Here is an 18,467-nt window from a genome sequence, read left to right as displayed (position 1 = left end):
TTTACTCCGTCATAATAAATTGTTCATATGTCGCCGCTTTTTTTGCCGCGGTGTTTATTGTCGGTTGTTTTTTCAGCGCTTCGTTCCATGCGTTCGCAATGTCTTTTGCGATCGTTAATACTTCTTGCATCATCGCTACGTCTTTTTTCATATTGGCTTCGATGAGACGCTCTGCCATGTAATTATATAACGCATCTAGTTGATGGGCGATAATGCCGGCGTCATAGTTTAACCCGACGCCAAGACGGCGTAAAATATCGTTTGCTTTTTGCAATCGTTTATTGGCGTGAATATAGTTGCTTTTTTTTGTGTTTTCAATCGCTTCTTCTAAGCTGTCGATAAGCCCTTCATAAAGCAGCGCTGTTAACTGTTGCGGCGTTTTTTTATACACCGCTTCTTCCGTTAAAAAATCCACGCGCTCACTCCCCTTTTCTCGTTCACCTACTTTATTAATCGTCACGATTTTTCAATGTTTAATAGTTTCGTTCCATTTTTTCAATTAAAATTAAAATTTCTGCAATGACCGCGTATAATTGCGGGGGAATCGTATCGCCAAGGTCAAGGTCAAGCAAATGCTGCACGAGCGCAGCATCTTGTTCGATCGGCACGCCGTTTTGTTTAGCGATTTCGATAATTTTCTCAGCAACATAGCCGCGCCCGTGGGCGACGACGGTCGGCGCTTTATCCCCTTGTTCATAGCGAATGACTGCTGCCGACGGACCGTTTATTTCACGCTTTCGTTTTTGGTTAAAGTACATCATATTGTAAAATCATATCCTTTCTCCGTCCATGTTGCTCGTTTCGGCTCGTTCGTTTTTTCTTCTTTTTTCTCAAACGTCGTAAATTGTACGTGACCGACGCGGTATCCAATTTCTTCAAGCCGCTTTGTCGCGGTTTCCACAAGCGGACGCATACGCTCGGCAAAATCTTCCCGATCGTTACGAAACGTTACAGAAATCGTTCGTTCGTTCGCGCTCAGCAAAACGCCAACATCGCCCAGCTTTTTCGTTTCAAGCAAAAAGTATAAGCTACAGTTTTCCCAATCGACTCGTTTTCCGTCGTTACGGGCGTTCACATATACGTTCACGTCTTTCACTTCTTTTTGAAGCAAAAGTGGAATGGTAAAAAAGAGCGTTTGCATCGCGCTTCCTTGATCGTTTTTGTTTAAAAGCTGTTGACCAGTCATGTTCGTTAACGCTTGTTCTGCTTGTTTCGCCGCTTCTCCGTTCGCTTGCGCAAGTTTCATAAGAAGACCTTTCAGCGTTTCCTCAGACTGTTCGCTTTCACCGTTAAACACAAGTGCATTTGCAACATCCGCTTCATGCATCAATCCGAGCCGGCGAATCGTTTGCAGCATATGGCGCGCGGACGGCTCCGGTTGGACGACGTCGTTCCATTGCTGAAGCAGCGCACGTTCAGGGTCTTGTTGTTTAAAAGACTGAGTGTCAACAAAATGTTTCACTTTCACATCGGACGGCTTAAATTGCATTTGTTCAAGCGCACTTTTGACTTGTTTCACGATTTTTTGCGCCTCCGCCAGTTGCCCTTTCTCTAACAGCTTTTTCGCCTCTGTCAATTGCGAACTTGCTTGCAGTAATTTTTTCTCCATCGTCATATCGGCAAACAACATCGCATCGCTTTTTAAAATCGTTTGGTCGAGCTGTTTAATCGTCGTTTCTAGCAATTGCTTCGCTTGCGGTCTCGCCGCTTGCTTATATTGAGTAATGAGATGGTCGATTGCATCTAAGTTGCGCATCATATCACGCTTCGTTTGTTGAAACTGTTTCGTCGCTTCTGCCATCCGTTTCGTGACGGTTTGCACGATCATATCTTTTGATTGCAAGCCGAGCACAGCGAATGATTCGTACGCTTCGTCATCAGCTGTTGAGGTATTGTTTGGCAACAACGTCTGTTCAACTTGTTGAAACGCTTGAACGACCGTTTGTCTTGCGGCTATTTCTCGACCGCTTTCAGCTAGTTGCTCCGCACGAGCAAACGCTTCATGAAGCGACGGCTGCATATGTTGGGCGAGCTGCGCGCGCGCCATATACAACGCTTCTTTCACATTCGGCTCCTTTTGTATCGTTTTCATCGCTTGAGAGATGACTGCACGTATGTCATTCGTTGCGCGTTTTTCACTCTCGATCGTTGCAAGAGATGTGAATAGCTGTTGGCGTTGTTCGTCGAGCGTTTGTATAACTCGCTGAAGTGTTTGCGCCACATTCGGTTGTTTAGCAAGTGTCGCATCACCTTGAAGCTCACGAACCGCTTCTGTCAGCGTCATCTTTTGCTGTTCAAGGCGGTCGGCAATCATATTTGCTCGCTGGACATATTCGGGCGCAAGCTGTTGTTCAATGGCACGTAATGTTTGCACGAGCTTTTGCAGCGCTTCTTTGCCACGCCCAACCGTTTCAAATAGTTTCGCCTGATTTAATGCTTGAGTGACTTTCTCTCCTTGCTCCGCCGGCAACGTACGTGCAACTTCTCTCAACTGCGCCTCTACCGTTTTAACCGTTGGCGCGCTTTCCGCCTGTTTCCTCAATTCAACGACTTGCTTTATCTGCGATTCTTTCGCTTCTACCCCTGCCGGCGCATTCGTTCGTACCGCCTCTTTCGCTGTACGCACTACGTCCGCAATCGCTTCTTCTTCCACTGTATGCAACGCTTGAATGAGATCGTTTTTCGCTTTTTCTCCTAGTTGTTGTAAACGTTCAATGGCTTCATATAGTTCCTTCGATTCGATGCGTGGTAAAACCGTCTCTTTCAGCTGACGAACCGCATCTTCAACATTGCGAGCAGTGCGCACGATGCGTTTTGCTTCATCGATAACTTGCTTTTGTGCGGGTGAGGACGGTTGTATCGGAACGTCTTCCTTCTTCTCTACAGAAACAAACGCTTCAAGCAATCGTTGTTTGGCACTAAGTGGTTGGCCTGAGCGATACAGCTGTTCTGCCTCTTGTAACGCTGAGCCGAGCGTTTGACGAACGACGTCGCTTCCTTTTGCTATAGCGATCGCTTTGGCAACAATCGGCTCGCGTTCAATTTGTTGGCGCATGATTTGCAACTGTCTCTCTTGCGTCGTTGCCCGTTCTGTTTGTACGTCATTCGTTTTCTTTTCGTTCATTTCCGCCATAGCGACCGCTTGCATGATGCGGCTGCGGGCAAACGATTCGTGACCGCGCTCTTTCAGCGCAATCGCCTCACGAACAGCTCTAGCCATTTCTTCATGTCCACTATCATCCGCAAACTGCTTCACAATCTCGATGACGCGGTCAACGTTTCGCTCTTGTTGCAGATGCGCTCGCAACTCACTAATCGTTTGCGATGATTGCTTGGCGATTGGAATAAATGAAAAATGTGCATCGATCGCGCGCACGATATCATGCAGCGACTCGCTTAACGGCTTGCCGTGGAGCGCTTCGTGCACCGCTTGTAACTGCTTTACTGTCATATCAAGCTTTTTGCTTGCGGCAATTTGAATTGTTTCTAGCTTTTGTTCAACCGTTCCCTTTCCTTCCGCTAAAAATGTGCGCAACGACTCCACTATTTCACGGGTGAGCGGCAGCTGCTTTTGAATCACAATCGTTGCCGCTTGGCGAAGTTCAGGTGTTTCAAACGTTTCAAATGATGATGAGGAAGGAGGTGTGACAACCTTTCCTTCCACGACATCTCCGTTCCCACCTGTCACTTGCACTTTCACTCTTCCAGAAGGCGGAACGTCTCCTTCAAAACGAAACCGAATGTCAACACCCCGCAATTGCACGATCGCTTCTTTTTCACCCACTTGCTCTTTCACGACCGCTTCATACACATCTCCCGCTTTTAATGTCACAGTCGTTGACGATGAGGATGCCGAGCGATAATGTCCGTATCCGCGAATTTCCATAACGCCCCATCTCCGTTCTCCAATATTCCTACTTTTTATATCGACCATCGTTGCATACTTTTCAATGGGAGTTTATTCCCAACTATGAACGGATGAGCGTAAACGAACAAATCTCGCACGCCCCTGCATCATACAGAAGTTTTGCTGCTTCATGCACCGTTGCACCTGTCGTGTAAATATCATCTACGATGACAATGCGCTTTTCTGCAACATTTTCTCCGGTGAGACAAAACTTCCGTCCAGTGAAACGTTCACGTCGCTTTTTTTTCGATTGTTTTTCGTCATCGATACGTTGCAAGCCAAAAATCATTGGCGATGGCAAAAGAGAAGCGATCGCTTCCGCTTGATTAAATCCGCGTTCAGCTAGTCGAGAAGGGCTAAGAGGAATGGGCACGAGGCATACATCGGAAGAAAAATGTTTAGAAAAAACGGCGCGGACATCTTGACGAAACGCTTCAATAAGCGCATAATCACCACGAAATTTAAAACGATTCATCACTTCTTTCATCCAATCGTTATACATATACACTGAGACGTTTTGTTTTAAAACACTTTTTCGTTTTTCCCACGCGATGCAATCTTCACATACCACCTGATCGGTTAAACGGCTACATCGCTCACAACGATTCCCTTCCAAACGAATAAAACGAGCACGGCAACGGGGGCAACAAACATCCTCTTGGCGAAGCGTCAAAAAGATCGAAAAAGACATTTTCGGCATCCAATCATTATGACAAATGACACATTTCATTCGTCAAGCAACCCTCTCTTTCGTGCTTCCTCGTTCATACGTACAATATGGCGCTTTGCTTTAAGCATTGCTTTCGTTTTTCCAAAATGAAAAAAGCGAATATCGCCTGTCGGATGTTGCGCACTTCGCCCGACCCGTCCAGCAATTTGTACGAGCGCACTTTCTGTAAAAATCGGTTGTTCTGCACCTAAAACAGCAACATCAATGTTTGGCACAGTCACCCCACGCTCTAAAATAGTCGTTGTCACGAGAATAGGAATGTGTCCGCGTCGAAAAGCGAGCACTTTTTCTTTTCGTTTCGGATCTTCAGCATGTACCCCTTCAATGTGCGGATGAAATTGTTGTAAGTGCGGAACGGCTTGTTGTAAAAAGTCAATGTGAGGGACGAATAAAAAGGCTTGTTTACGCCGTTCAACATGCTCGTTTATCCATCGAACGACGCACGAAGGCAATCGTTTTTTGCGCCACTTTTTTTGCCAATTGCCGCACCATTCGAATGTAGGGACGGGGAGCGGATGACGATGATAACGGGCTGGGATCATGACCGCTTTTCGTTTTCCGCTTTTCACTTCATACCGCCATTGTTCGTTCGGTGTTGCGGTTAAATAAATAAGTGAAGACGTTGGTTTTCGGGCACGTTCAACGGCGTACGAAAGCATCGGATCAGCGCTATATGGAAATGCATCCACTTCATCAACAATCATGACATCGAACGCCCGACAATACCGAAGCAATTGATGCGTCGTTGCCACCGTCAATGAAGCAAGTTTGCCGCGGTCTTCACTACCGCCATATAATGCCGCCATGTCGACCGATGGAAATACGCTCGCCAAGCGCGGTGCTAGCTCTAACACGACATCTGTGCGCGGAGCCGCGATGCAAACGCGTTTTCCGTGCGACAGCGCTAGATTGATTCCCGCAAATAACACTTCCGTTTTTCCCGCACCACACACGGCCCAAACGAGCAATGAGTCGTTTCGATCTATCGCATGACACACTTCGTCGGAAGCAAGTTGTTGGGCTGGGGATAGTTTGCCGCTCCATTTTAGCGGTGAAGAAAAAAAGGTGGAGGGAATTGGACCAGTCCATATGACGAGTGGATTGCATTCGCTACATCGTCCCATCATGACGCATTTTCGGCAATACGTACATATACGTTTACAACGAGCACACGGAAAAGACGCAAAAAGTTGTTGGTTCTCGTTGCCGCATCGCACACAACGATAACCTTTTTTCGTTTTGACGATACTTTCAACAATTTGAACATACTTCTCATCATAAGGAAAAGAAAGTTCACACTTTAGCAACTGTTTGCCTGCCATATACAAACGAATCACCCCACTAAAAAAGAAGTGGACGAGTCGCCCACTTCTTTTATTCGCGCTAGTCAAAGAAATTCCTGTTTATTTTTTATACCAACCGAATCCCATTGCCCCTTCACCTAAATGTGTGCCGATAACCGGACCGAAATAACTAAGGAAAAATTCAACGTGCGGGTATTGTTGTTCGAGCTTTTCTTTCCATGCGCGCGCTTCTTCTTCGCGATTCGCATGAATGATGACGGCACGCATTGGGACGCCGAGCATCGCATCTTCCGCAAATAGCTCTTCTATTCGGCTTAACGCTTTTTTACGTGTACGAATTTTTTCAAACGGCACGATCACTTTATTAACAAAATGTAAAATCGGTTTCACTTGCAGGAGGCTGCCGATAAGCGCCTGCGCGCCACTCAACCGCCCGCCGCGCTGCAAATGCGATAAATCGTCAACCATAAAATATGCGCGCACCGATCGTTTCATTTCATCTAGCCGCGCAATAATCGCCTCTGGATGCACACCTGCTTGCGCCATTTCTGCCGCCTCGATCGCATAAAATCCTTGCATCATGCAGCTAATTTCCGAATCATACGCATACACGCGAATGCCTTCGACCATCTGTCCCGCGGAAACAGCTCCTTGGTACGTTCCGCTAATGCCGCTTGATAGGTGAATGGAAATGACCGCATCGTATTGCTTTGCAAGCTGCCCGAACGTTTCAACAAATAGTCCAATCGGCGGCTGTGATGTTGTCGGCAGTTGTTCGCTCGTTTTTACTTTGTCAAAAAAATCTTCTGCACTTATATCCATTTCTTCTCGATACGTTTCCGTTCCAAAGACAACACTTAAAGGAATGATATGTATATTCAACTGCTCGCGAATATGTTTCGGGATGTATGCTGTACTATCCGTTAAAATCGCTGTTTTCATTGCCTTTACCTTCCTTGTCCAAAATTTTTCCTACTTGCATTGTACTACATTATAACTACCATTGCATTGAAAAAGGTTGTCGAATCCGCTCGACAACCTTATTTCACTTCTACCCAGCCGTTTTTAATCGCAACGACAACAGCTTGCGTTCGGTCGTTAACATTTAATTTTTGCAAAATATTGCTTACATGGTTTTTCACCGTTTTTTCGCTAATAAATAGCGCATCCGCAATGCCTTTATTGCTTTTTCCATCCGCTAACAACTGCAACACTTCGCATTCGCGGCGAGTCAATAAATGGTACGGTCGGCGTACGGCTTGTTTTTGCTTTTCTTGTCCTGTTCCCTCTCCAGCGACGAGACGACGATATTCCTTCACAAGATTATGCGTCACTTTCGGATGCAAGTACGAGCCGCCCTCCGCTACGACACGAACGGCTTCAATTAAGGCGTCTGCATCCATCTCTTTTAACAAATATCCCATCGCTCCCGTTTGCAAGGCGTGCATGACGTAACTTTCATCATCGTGAATCGATAAAATGATTACTTTTGTATCCGGATACGCCTCAATGAGTTGGCGCGTCGCCTCTACTCCATTAACATGCGGCATATTTATGTCCATAATGACGACATCCGGCTTATATTGCTCGACAAGCGCCAACGCTTCGTCTCCATCGCTTCCTTCCGCGACGACTTCAAAATCTTGTTCAAAATCTAAAATGCGTTTAATTCCTTCCCGAAATAGTTTATGGTCATCAATTAAAACAATGCGCGTTTTCACTGCTGCTCCCCTTTCTGTTGCGTCTTATGAAGCGGAATGTTCATCGTCACAATCGTTCCGCGTCCAAGTTGTGAGTAAAGATGTAGTTTTCCCTCCAGCCATTCGATGCGCTCACGCATACCGATTAATCCGAATGCTTTGTCTTTCTTTTCATTCGGATTAAATCCTTTGCCATCATCTTTCACGACGATCAACAAACTATCTTTTTTTAGCTCCATTTTCACTTGAATCTCCTTCGCCTCCGCATGCTTTAACGCATTTTGCACCGCTTCTTGCACGAGGCGGAAAATGGCGACTTCAAAACGATCGGATAAGCGGCGTACTTCTCCTATGTATGTAAACGTAATCGTTTTTTTATGATATTCCTCGATCGTTTGTAAATATTTTTTTAACGTCGGAATTAAACCGAGATCATCAAGCGCCATTGGCCGTAAATCGTAAATGATGCGGCGCACTTCGTATAAAGCAGAACGCACCATTTTTTTTAAATCGCGCATTTCACGAATCGCTTCCTCCGCACCTCGCTCGCGGTAAATGCGCTCAATTAAATCGGAGCGCATAATGACGTTCGCGAGCATTTGCGCAGGTCCATCATGAATTTCCCGCGACAATCGCTTCCGCTCCTCCTCTTGTGCCTCGATAATACGAAGTCCAAATTCTTGCTTTTCGTTTGCGCCAGTAATAAACTCGCTCAGCTCGCGGAAATCCCCATTCAAATAGTTTAGCACAACCGTCACTTGGCCAATTAAATGATCCGCTCGCTCAATCGTTTCTTTCACAGAAGCTAGCCTTCTTTCCAACTCATCGCGGCGTTGGCGCAGCTGTTTTTCTTTTTCTTGCGCCATCGCTAGTTCCATTTGTAGCGAATGCGCTTTCTCATACGCTTGGCGAATTTCATCTTCCGTATAGCGAGAGAAGTTTTTGCTGACGTCGGACAGCCGCTGGCGTGCGAACCGTGTTTTCATCTCTAAATCATCCGTTTGAGAAATGACGCGTTTTACTTCCTCTTTCGTTTGTCGGAGCTCTTCAAGCAAACGCTCATGTTCTTTGCGCGACTGTTCGCTAATATGAAAAATTTCCGCTTTACTTTGGTCGACCGTTTCAATCATTTTTTTTACAATTCGGTCGAGCTCTTTTGCATTTATTTTTTTATTGGACATATACACCACCTAAAGGAAAAATGACCAAAAGTCAAGCAAAATGACTTTTCTGACTTTTATTTGAATATTCTTCTTACTTTGAACATTTTACATATCGTTTTATAATTTCATTATAACATGTTTCACCTATTTCTATCAGCATTTTTCGACAGCAAACGCACAACATTCCAATAATCATTCGAGGTGATTACACGTTGTTAGAGGCATACTATACGGTAAAAGGATATGGAGAGGCAGAAATCATCATTGAAAAATCGCGCTTCATTTGTTACGCTGAACGCGCAACAACAGAAGAAGAAGCGATTCGCTTTATCCAACAAATCAAGAAAAAACATTGGGATGCAACGCATAACTGTTCCGCATATATGATCGGCGAACACGATCACATTCAAAAAGCAAACGATGATGGAGAACCGAGCGGCACGGCAGGCGTTCCGATGCTCGAAGTGTTGAAAAAGAAAAAACTAAAAAACACCGTCGTCGTTGTGACACGATATTTTGGTGGTATTAAACTCGGCGCTGGTGGCCTTGTGCGCGCCTACGGAAAAGCGGTGACAGAAGGACTAAAAGCCGCAGGCATTGTCGAACGTAAACTGATGCGCATCATGCATACAACAATTGACTACACATGGCTCGGGAAAGTCGAAAATGAACTACGCGCCTCTATTTATACGATAAAAGACATTCATTATGCCGAGCATGTCACAATTGACACATACGTCGAAGAAAAACAAAAGGACGAATTCCGCGCATGGATGACAGAACTGACTAATGGGAAAAGCACCATCACAGATGGCGAGCATGTATACGTCGAGTTTGACGTCGTGCAGTAAAAAATTTTCGTTTACGGCTGCATAAAAATTTTGTAAAATGATGATTGTTTACATGTCGATATTTGTTGAACTTTTGAAAAAAGGGGAACGAAAATGCAAAATAGACGAGCATATATGAGGAAAAAGAAAAAACGAAGAAAAATATGGACCTTTGTTGTACTGCCATTTCTCCTTCTTATCATCGGCGGAGGGGCGTACGCGACGTTTCTTTTCAACAAAGCACAGTCCGTCATTCAACAGTCATTCGAACAAATTGATGGACGCGAAAAATCAGAAAAGCGAATAAAAGAAGTGGATCCGAATTCCGATAACATTTCTGTTTTATTTATCGGCGTAGACGACAGCAACATTCGCCAACAGAGAGGAATGGGGGCAGTACGTTCCGATGCGCTTGTCCTTGCGACATTTAACGTAAAAGATAAAACGGTAAAATTGCTTAGCATCCCACGCGACTCTTACGTATACATTCCAATCGAGAAAAAATACGATAAAATTACGCACGCCCATGCATACGGCGGGGTAAAAGCAACGGTCGAAACGGTTGAAGAATTGCTTGATATCCCAGTTGACTATTACGTCAAAATGAATTTTGAAGCGTTTGTTGATGTCGTTGACGAACTCGGTGGCATTGAGTTTGATGTCCCTTACGAACTTCGCGAAATGGATTCACACGATCGGAAAGACGCGATTTATTTAAAACCAGGCTTACAAACATTAAATGGCGAAGAAGCGCTGGCGCTTGCGAGAACACGTAAATATGACAACGACATCGAGCGCGGCAAACGTCAACAAGAACTGATGAAAGCAATCTTCAAAAAAGCGATGAACGTAAAATCGCTCACAAAATTTGACGATGTGATGGAAGCTGTCGGGAAAAATATGACGACGAACTTAACGTTTGAGGAAATGAAAGGCTTTTTTGCTTATGCAACAAAAGGGACAGGCGCAAACATTGAAACGCTTCATCTCAAAGGAGAAGACGCACGCATTAGCGGCGTATATTATTACCGACTTGATGAAGCAACCGTAGATGAAATTAAGCAAACGTTAAAAACACATCTTGATGTATCATCTTATCAAGCACAAACAGAACAATTCGCGCAAGAATAAGAAAAGGGTGTTCCGTCGAACACCCTTTTTTCGTTTTATGAAATTTTCCTCATGCCGCGAACCATTTTCAACAGCGGGCGATAATCTTTACCGACAAGCCCAATTTTCTCGACAACAAGCTCAACGACAAGCAACACGAACGCAATGACAACTAATGCACCAAACATCGTTGCTTTCGATAATACAACTGCCGCAACACCAAACATCGCTGCCATGCCATAAATAATTAACACCGTTTGACGATGACTGTATCCGAGACGCAATAAACAATGATGCAAATGCGATTTATCTGGCGCCGATAACGGTTGCTTATTAACGATGCGTCTGACGATGGCAAATAGCGTATCTGAAATAGGAACCCCTAAAATCAAAATCGGGATAATTAACGAAAACACCGTAACGTTTTTAAAACCGAGAAGCGATAACACTGAGATCATATAACCTAAAAATAACGCCCCTGTATCGCCCATAAAAATTTTCGCTGGATGGAAATTATATAAAAGAAAGCCGAGCGTACTTCCAAGCAACAATAAACTCATTGCAAAGACGAACACATACGTATTGCCCATCGTCGCTGCCATTCCAGCAATCGTAACAAGAGCAATGGACGATACGCCGGCAGCTAAACCATCCAAACCGTCAATTAAGTTAATCGCATTTGTAATGCCGATAATCCAAAGCATCGTAATCGGGATGCTCAATATCCCGAATTGTAGATGGCCGCCAAACGGCAAGTTGATGAAGTCAATGCGAATGCCCCCATATACAACAACAATCGCAGCAATAATTTGACCGAGCAGCTTCCACTTTGGTGGCAACTCATATATATCATCAAGTACTCCCGTGAATACGATGATTGTCGCACCAACGACAATCGCTGTCGCATATGGGCTAGCTGGTTTCAATACAAAATAGCCGATGATAAAACTAATAAAAATCGCTAACCCGCCTAAACGCGGCATAATTTTTTGATGTACTTTCCGCTGATTTGGCTTGTCCGTTGCACCAATTCGAAACGCCAACCATTTGACGATAGGTGTAACGAGTACAGATAAAATAAAACAAAGAAACAAGGTGAAATAAACCATAGGAAACCTCCCTATTCGTTAGCATTCCCGATTTTTCAATCAATTATTGTTCAAAAAGTGACACTTTCTACCATCTCTTTTCACAAACCTATGAGACATTATACCATAAATTTTAAAATCGACAAATGGAAAATAGAAAACTAGAATTTTGTTACATTTTCGTCCTTTTTGCTGAAATGATTTGTTATAATGTGAGATAGATAGAAATGAGGGAGGAGAAAACGGTGAGAAAAAGAACGATCATCATGATGTTGCTTGCTGCGATGCTGACGGTATCCGCATCAAAAGCACTAGCAAACAGCGAACCTGTTTTAGCAAGTGTAGAATGGGTGCTAGCAAAAATAAATCCGCTAAATGAGCGCGTCACAAAACTAGAACAGCGCGTTCAACAACTCGAACAAGAAGTCGAGAACTTGAAACAACAACTAGAGGCGGCGAAATAACAATGAAAAGCATTCGATGGATCATAGCTGCTTTCACTATGTTTCTTTTTATCCCAACGTCCGTTCATGCAACAACGTATCCAACTCCTGTGAAGGTAAAACTATTGCCGACAGCAACGTTTCTTGCGACGGTAAACGGAAACTATCAACTCATTGATCTAAAAACGAAACAAGTGATCCCATTTACAAATCCGATTGCCTTTTCGCAAACGAACGGAACAGTCGTCGCAACGGTCAATGACGTTTCTTACACATCGACAAGCGGTTTTTTATTAGATGAAGTGACAAGAAACGACCAACATGATGTCACGATTAGCAGCATTCAACAAGCCAATGGCACATCAGCACCTGTGAAATATCGCGGATCGTTTGAAATTATACCAGGACCGACAGCACCAAACTTATTTAATACGTTAGACATGGAAGACTACTTAAAAGGTGTTGTCCCTGGAGAAATGCCTGCTTCTTGGCATAAAGAAGCGTTAAAAGCACAAGCTGTCGCTGCACGCAGCTATGCGTATGCCCAATTGAAAAGGTCATCTTTTTTACAAATGACAGTTGCGAGCCAAGTGTACGGCGGGAAATCAAAAGAGCAAGCAACAACTACCGCAGCAGTCAACGAAACAGCGGGCGTGTATGCCACATATGAAAACGAGCCGATTTCTGCTTATTTTCACTCAAGCTCAGGCGGAAATACAGAAAATAGCGAAAATGTATGGAGCAGCATCGTTCCGTACATCCGTTCTGTTGCCGATCCGTACGATCGCCATGCAAGCAATCCGCATTACGGATGGAATGCAAAAGTGGCAACAAACGTTGTATCATCAAAATTCAAGCTGACAAACGAACAGGTCGTGTCGCTTCGTGTGACGCAAAAAACGAATGCAAGGAGCGTACAACAAATAGAAGCGACCGTGTACAATCCAGCCACAGGACAAAAACGTACCGTGCAAGCGCGGCCTTCGTTTGTGTCATCCGCTGATGCGTTCCGTTCATTTTTTGGCGTTTCATTAAAAAGTATTTCCTTCGATGTCAAGGGAAATGCCAACGTGAAAGTAAAACTTGCGGACGGTTCGGAACAAACGATCGATCATATCGTCGGCTACACACTTCAAACAAACAGCGGACAGACGATCATTTCGGGCGGAAATGCGTCCATTCGTACAGAGAACGAAACAATGTACTATCCAACCGCCCCAACGGAATTTACATTCACAGGGAGCGGATGGGGGCATCGGCTCGGCATGAGCCAATGGGGAGCACGCTCAATGGCGGAAAAAGGATTTACGTACGACCAAATTTTAAAGTACTACTATAAAGGCATTGAAGTGAAAAAAATAAAATAGGGCTGTGCATGTGCACAGCCTATTTCTTTTGCAGCGCTCGATCCATAAATGTAGCAAAGTGAGCGCGGGTCGTCGATTGTTCTGGATAAAAGAGCCCATTGTTTCCTTCCGCAATACCGTGTTGGGAAATGATGCGAATTTCTAGTGCCCCTTCTGTTCCGTTTGTTACATCTTTATACCCTGCATATGGCGCTGACGTTGCTTGCAAGCGAAAAGCACGTTGAATAATCATTGCCATATGTTTTCGCTTCATGGACTCTTGAGGGGCAAAGCGATTGTTTGGATACCCTCCGACAAAGCCAGCCTCATACGCCGTCATAATTTCGCGGGCAAACGGATGAGAATTTGGGACATCCGCAAAAATCGATGGCTTATTCGATAGCGGAAGTTGAAATGCCCTAACAAGCATTGTTGCTGCTTGCGCACGCGTAATCGCTTGATTTGGAGCAAACAAGCCAGCCCCCACACCGCCAACAATATTTTGACGATATAATCGAACAACATGAACATACGCCCAATGATCAATCGGTACATCTTTAAACACTTGCGGAGAATCGGCAGCTACTTTTATTTTAGCTAACTCCTGCTCCAATTGTTTCATTTTGTCATCGATTTGATTCATACGGCTATTTGTATCCGCTAACTGCTGCTCCGTCCACGGTGCTGTCGCAATTTCTTGCTCTTCACTTGCTCCAGCATACTCTTGCTCGCATGCCGCAAGGAAAAGCAAACTAATGAAAACAATCCATCTTTTCAAAACATCACCCCCGTTATTGTGACGTATAGTATTTCACAATTCCTTGATAAATCGCTTCTGCGTATATGTTTTGATATTCAGCCGATGTCAATTTGGCACGATCTTCAGCATTTGAAATAAATCCTAGCTCCACGAGCACACTTGTCACCGTGTTGTTGCGTAAAACGTATAATCCGCTATTTTTTACTCCACGATCGACCATATTTGCCATGCGCACAATTTCTTCTTGAATATATTGTGCTAGCTTTTTACTTTCTTCACTGTTTGGATTTGTCGATGAATCGTAATATACTTCAGCACCTTTCGCACTTGTGTTCGCCGCCGAATTTGTATGAATGCTGACAAACATTTCCGCGTAGCTGTTTTTCGCAATATTCACACGATCTTGCAGCGTCGGATAAACATCTGTCTCGCGCGTCATAATAACGGTTGCGCCTGCTTTTTCAAGTTTTTCTTTTACGAATTTCGCCACCTCAAGCACAATCGTTTTTTCGTTCGCTCCTCCGCTCATCGCACCGGGATCTTTTCCGCCGTGCCCCGCATCGACGACGATAATGCGCCCTTTCACAGGGGAGCCCTCGATATTTCGCAATTTTAAATACGTTTTATGCACGTAAGCAAACTGACCGTTATAAGCAATTTTTGCCCAATAACCGTTTATATCGTACACATCCACAACTTGTCCTTTTTGCAATGTTCCGACAAGCGCCCCTGCCGTTGACGGCGTTTGCCGCACATTAAGCGTAGAAACCGTCACCATTCCTTGAATGTTCGTTTTTCCTTGTTCAATTAAATCCGGCAAAGGCAAACGAAACTGGTCGTTAATCGTCCGAGCCAATAACGTTGCAAACTCAGCACGGGATACGGCATCTTTTGGGAAAAATCGGCCGTCTCGACCATTAGCAATCCCGTGATAGTATAGACGGTTAATATGCCTGATTGCCCAATGTCCTTCTGTATCTTCAAATACGGTTGCTTCCTCGACTGCTGCCCCTTTACTTGCAAGGGAAAAAGCATTAACGAGAACGATGCTCATTTCCGCCCGAGAAAGACTGTCATTTGGGCGAAAATTCGCCGTACCGTCTCCCCCCATAATGCCAAGCTGCACCGCCCGGGCAATCCAGCCCCGCGCCCAATGATTCACCGGAATATCTTGAAACGGCAATGCCCCATCTTTCCACTCCGCCTGTCCAAGGGCGCTCACTATCATTTTCGCTGCTTCTGCGCGCGTCACCGACTGCGCTGGACGAAACTCAAATATTTGCCCAGCTTGATAACCGTTAATCATTTGCGCATTTGCTAAAAAATCAATTTCATTTTTTGCCCAATGATCGTCTCCAACATCGACAAATCGTCTTTCTTGCTTTAATTCTGTATTTGCCCAACTATGCAAGGGAACAGAAAAAAAAGCAAGAAAAACGATCAACAAACAATATACGTGACGTTTCCCCAGCATATTCTTCTCCCTTTCGACATTTTTCTATCATTAAGCATAACAAACAATCCTAACCTTTTCCATACCCGATCAAGCATATTTTCTTTTCGACACGTCTCTATCTTTTTTCGACAAAAAACGACACAAAAAGACAATTTTATACAACGAAGTTATTATTTTTGTGGTGATTTTTTTTAAAAAAACGGCTATACTTACTTATGCGATAAGGTTTTGGTTGCTAAGTCAGCCTCCCCACCAATTTGGAAACGGTGGGGCTTTTTTTATGCTGTTTTTGTCGAATATTGTCGGATAAGTGTCGAAACGCGTACAAGCAAGGCGCACATTTGCGCTCTTGTCACAGGTTCATTCGGATGAAAATACGGGGTTTTCGCGACAATCCCTCGTTCCGCTAACAACTGCACCGCTTTCCATATATCTTGTTGTGTTACATCTTGAAATGGATAAACAGACCGAATCGGCTCGTTTTCTAGTTGAAGTGCACGCATGAGAAGTAAAGCAAACTGTCCGCGCGTCAGTTGCTCATGTAACAATGCTTTTCCTCCTGTTCCTTTTACAATTCCTTTTTCCGCTGCAGTCGCTACTAACAGCGCATTCGTCGCTGTCAATGGCACGTCGGAAAAAGGAGAGTGCAAGATAGAAGGTGCCCCCCAACCGAACAGGCGGGCAAGCATCACAATGCTTTCTCGGCGCGTTAAAGGAGTATTTGGACGAAACGTACCATCTTCATAACCGCGTATCATCCCAAGTTGTTGCGCCTGTAAAATATCGCTATACGCCCAATATGTTTTCTTTACATCGGAAAACGGCGTTGGTCGAATGGGAACAGCACGAATATCGGAAGCGATCACTCGTCGTTGTTCATCTGTGATGACAACCGCCACATCTCCTTGTTGTTTCGCTAAATCAAACAAACGAAACGACATCATCTCCTGATGAATAACGAACGAATGAACAAGTTTTCCATTCACAAAAAGATGACCATTTTTCCCTACAAAACGCGAAGACAAGCCTAAAATATACGTGCGATTTTTTTCAATAGGCTGTCCCGGACGAAAGTTCAGCCAGTCGATGTTTGACGGCGCCGATAACGCAAGCGCTTGTTGCCATTGAATGATTCCATACCCTGTATATATATCGTATCCTCGCCAATGCACATCTTTTGCTGTTTTCCATAAACGTTTGCGAAGCTGAAGGGCATCTTCTTCTGGGTATGTCGCACGCAATACAGCCAACAGAGCCGACACGTGCGGAGCAGCCATCGACGTGCCGCGCATCGCCCAATAACCTGATGGATATGTGCTCATTAAAAAATCCCCCGGTGCGCTCACTTCGATCTCCCAACCATAATTCGAAATAGAAAGCGGCACTTGTTGTCGATCAACTGCCGCTACCGTAATGACTCCATGGTAGCTAGCTGGATAAATATTTGTCGTTGGCATATGGCTATTTCCAGCCGCTGCCACAACATGCACGCCACGTTTGACAGCTTCTTCAATGACCGCTTTTAACACTTCCGTTTCTCCTTGGCCGGCTAAGCTTAAATTAATAATCGAAGCGCCGTGCTCGAGCGCGTATTTGACCCCCTTGGCAATTTCAAAGTCACCGCCGACCCCGTAACGGTCTAACACTTTAATCGGCAAAATATCTACGGGCGCATCCCCAATCAGTCCTGCTATTCCTTTGCCGTTATTCACGCTAGCAGCGAAAATGCCTGTCACATGCGTCCCATGCCCAAACGTATCATCCGCATATCGCTTGTTTTCCGCATAATCAACGCTTAAACTGTATAAGATTTGATCTCCAAAGTCTTCATGAAGCACGATGCCTGAGTCAACCACAGCAACAACAACATGATTCACACCTTTCAATTCGACGATGCGCGGAGGATGCGTCCAATTTGGCGCCGCAACATATAGATGAATTGTTGAAGAATGGCGAGGGACAAGGACATCAAGGCGAGAAAGCTCTCCTTCATTCGCCCCTAATCTTTCTCCTTTCTCATTTTGAACTTCTATACGCCATGGTCCTTCGATATGATCGACTGTAACAGAAAGGCGAGATAATGTTTCTTCTCCAAGTGCGATGACGATATGTTCACCGAAAAACTCCTCTCCGTCATACACTTCTTCTTGTCCGTCAACAATCATCCTTTTTCCAATTAGCCGATTGACCGATGTAAGCGAGGGCATATGCCAATTAATCATAGGCAAAGACCATTGCTCTGAAAACAATGGATCATTGATAGCCGCCCGTTTCGTATCATTTCTCTCCATCTTTAAAACAAACGGCAAGCGAGATATCATTACTCGTTCTTCTTCTGTTACCGACACTTTCGCAAACGTTCCGACCGTATCTAACACATATGATTGAATATCGGAGAAGTTAGACGGATGCCGCACTTGCACGACCCATTCCTCTTTTTCATCCGCTTGAACACCACAAGGGAATAAAAAGAAAACAACACATAGCCATAACCATCTGCTCACACTTGCCACCTCCTACGTACTTCCATTGTAGCGCGTCCACTTCGACATGAATAGACAAAAACGACACTTGTATAAAAGTAGTCATTTAACTAAAAAATAATATTTTTTTAACATTTTAGTAAAAAG

The 18,467-nt window shown here is 44.5% G+C and carries 16 protein-coding genes; 4 read left to right on the top strand and 12 right to left on the bottom strand.

The window, feature by feature from the left end:
• Position 1 precedes the first annotated feature (1 nt).
• The 8 genes from fliS to LH47_RS05940 form a co-directional block, all read right to left on the bottom strand.
• Positions 2 to 415 (bottom strand): flagellar export chaperone FliS, encoded by a 414-nt coding sequence (fliS, locus tag LH47_RS05975; protein WP_043965580.1) that lies wholly within the window; start codon positions 413 to 415, stop codon positions 2 to 4.
• A gap of 58 nt (positions 416 to 473) precedes the next feature.
• Positions 474 to 761: an EscU/YscU/HrcU family type III secretion system export apparatus switch protein gene (locus tag LH47_RS05970; protein WP_043965578.1), complete on the bottom strand. Its 288-nt coding sequence runs from the start codon at positions 759 to 761 to the stop codon at positions 474 to 476.
• The gene (locus tag LH47_RS05965; RefSeq protein ID WP_084221263.1) at positions 758 to 3,886 is read right to left on the bottom strand and encodes a ligand-gated ion channel; all 3,129 of its coding nucleotides are present in this window, start codon (positions 3,884 to 3,886) and stop codon (positions 758 to 760) included. Before LH47_RS05965 ends, LH47_RS05970 begins: the two co-directional genes overlap by 4 nt.
• A gap of 82 nt (positions 3,887 to 3,968) precedes the next feature.
• Positions 3,969 to 4,637, bottom strand: a complete 669-nt coding sequence (locus LH47_RS05960) for a ComF family protein (protein ID WP_043965574.1) — start codon at positions 4,635 to 4,637, stop codon at positions 3,969 to 3,971.
• Entirely contained in the window at positions 4,634 to 5,974 is a 1,341-nt protein-coding gene (locus LH47_RS05955; protein ID WP_043965572.1) for a DEAD/DEAH box helicase, read from the bottom strand. The genes LH47_RS05960 and LH47_RS05955 overlap by 4 nt, the downstream gene beginning before the upstream one ends.
• Before the next feature lie 66 nt (positions 5,975 to 6,040).
• Positions 6,041 to 6,883, bottom strand: a complete 843-nt coding sequence (locus LH47_RS05950; protein ID WP_043965570.1) for a DegV family protein — start codon at positions 6,881 to 6,883, stop codon at positions 6,041 to 6,043.
• Positions 6,884 to 6,981: 98 nt separating this feature from the next.
• On the bottom strand, positions 6,982 to 7,662 hold the full coding sequence (locus LH47_RS05945; protein WP_043965568.1) for a response regulator: 681 nt from the start codon (positions 7,660 to 7,662) through the stop codon (positions 6,982 to 6,984).
• Entirely contained in the window at positions 7,659 to 8,822 is a 1,164-nt protein-coding gene (locus LH47_RS05940; protein ID WP_043965566.1) for a sensor histidine kinase, read from the bottom strand. The genes LH47_RS05945 and LH47_RS05940 overlap by 4 nt, the downstream gene beginning before the upstream one ends.
• 194 nt (positions 8,823 to 9,016) lie before the next feature.
• Between LH47_RS05940 and LH47_RS05935 the strand changes: the two genes are divergently transcribed.
• Both LH47_RS05935 and LH47_RS05930 read left to right on the top strand, forming a co-directional pair.
• The gene (locus LH47_RS05935; RefSeq protein ID WP_043965564.1) at positions 9,017 to 9,655 is read left to right on the top strand and encodes a YigZ family protein; all 639 of its coding nucleotides are present in this window, start codon (positions 9,017 to 9,019) and stop codon (positions 9,653 to 9,655) included.
• Positions 9,656 to 9,748: 93 nt separating this feature from the next.
• Positions 9,749 to 10,765 (top strand): LCP family protein, encoded by a 1,017-nt coding sequence (locus LH47_RS05930; RefSeq protein ID WP_043965560.1) that lies wholly within the window; start codon positions 9,749 to 9,751, stop codon positions 10,763 to 10,765.
• A gap of 35 nt (positions 10,766 to 10,800) precedes the next feature.
• On the opposite strand, the gene LH47_RS05925 is transcribed toward LH47_RS05930, so the two are convergent.
• On the bottom strand, positions 10,801 to 11,853 hold the full coding sequence (locus LH47_RS05925; RefSeq protein WP_043965558.1) for a glycosyltransferase family 4 protein: 1,053 nt from the start codon (positions 11,851 to 11,853) through the stop codon (positions 10,801 to 10,803).
• Positions 11,854 to 12,077: 224 nt separating this feature from the next.
• Here LH47_RS05925 and LH47_RS05920 point away from each other — a divergent pair, with 224 nt between their 5' ends.
• The gene (locus LH47_RS05920; protein WP_043965556.1) at positions 12,078 to 12,296 is read left to right on the top strand and encodes a hypothetical protein; all 219 of its coding nucleotides are present in this window, start codon (positions 12,078 to 12,080) and stop codon (positions 12,294 to 12,296) included.
• Between the two features lie 2 nt (positions 12,297 to 12,298).
• Complete coding sequence (locus tag LH47_RS05915) at positions 12,299 to 13,642, top strand: SpoIID/LytB domain-containing protein (RefSeq protein WP_084221262.1); 1,344 nt, start codon at positions 12,299 to 12,301, stop codon at positions 13,640 to 13,642.
• Between the two features lie 19 nt (positions 13,643 to 13,661).
• On the opposite strand, the gene LH47_RS05910 is transcribed toward LH47_RS05915, so the two are convergent.
• From LH47_RS05910 to LH47_RS05900, 3 genes are all read right to left on the bottom strand, one after another.
• The gene (locus LH47_RS05910) at positions 13,662 to 14,399 is read right to left on the bottom strand and encodes an S-layer homology domain-containing protein (protein ID WP_084221261.1); all 738 of its coding nucleotides are present in this window, start codon (positions 14,397 to 14,399) and stop codon (positions 13,662 to 13,664) included.
• Between the two features lie 13 nt (positions 14,400 to 14,412).
• Entirely contained in the window at positions 14,413 to 15,855 is a 1,443-nt protein-coding gene (locus LH47_RS05905; protein WP_043965550.1) for an N-acetylmuramoyl-L-alanine amidase, read from the bottom strand.
• A gap of 260 nt (positions 15,856 to 16,115) precedes the next feature.
• Positions 16,116 to 18,341 (bottom strand): S8 family peptidase, encoded by a 2,226-nt coding sequence (locus LH47_RS05900; RefSeq protein ID WP_043965548.1) that lies wholly within the window; start codon positions 18,339 to 18,341, stop codon positions 16,116 to 16,118.
• Between the last annotated feature and the right edge of the window lie 126 nt (positions 18,342 to 18,467).

Source organism: Anoxybacillus thermarum, assembly GCF_000836725.1.
GTDB lineage: Bacteria > Bacillota > Bacilli > Bacillales > Anoxybacillaceae > Anoxybacillus > Anoxybacillus thermarum.
The sequence above is the reverse complement of the archived record's forward strand: the minus strand, read 5'-3'. Positions and strand labels throughout refer to the sequence as shown.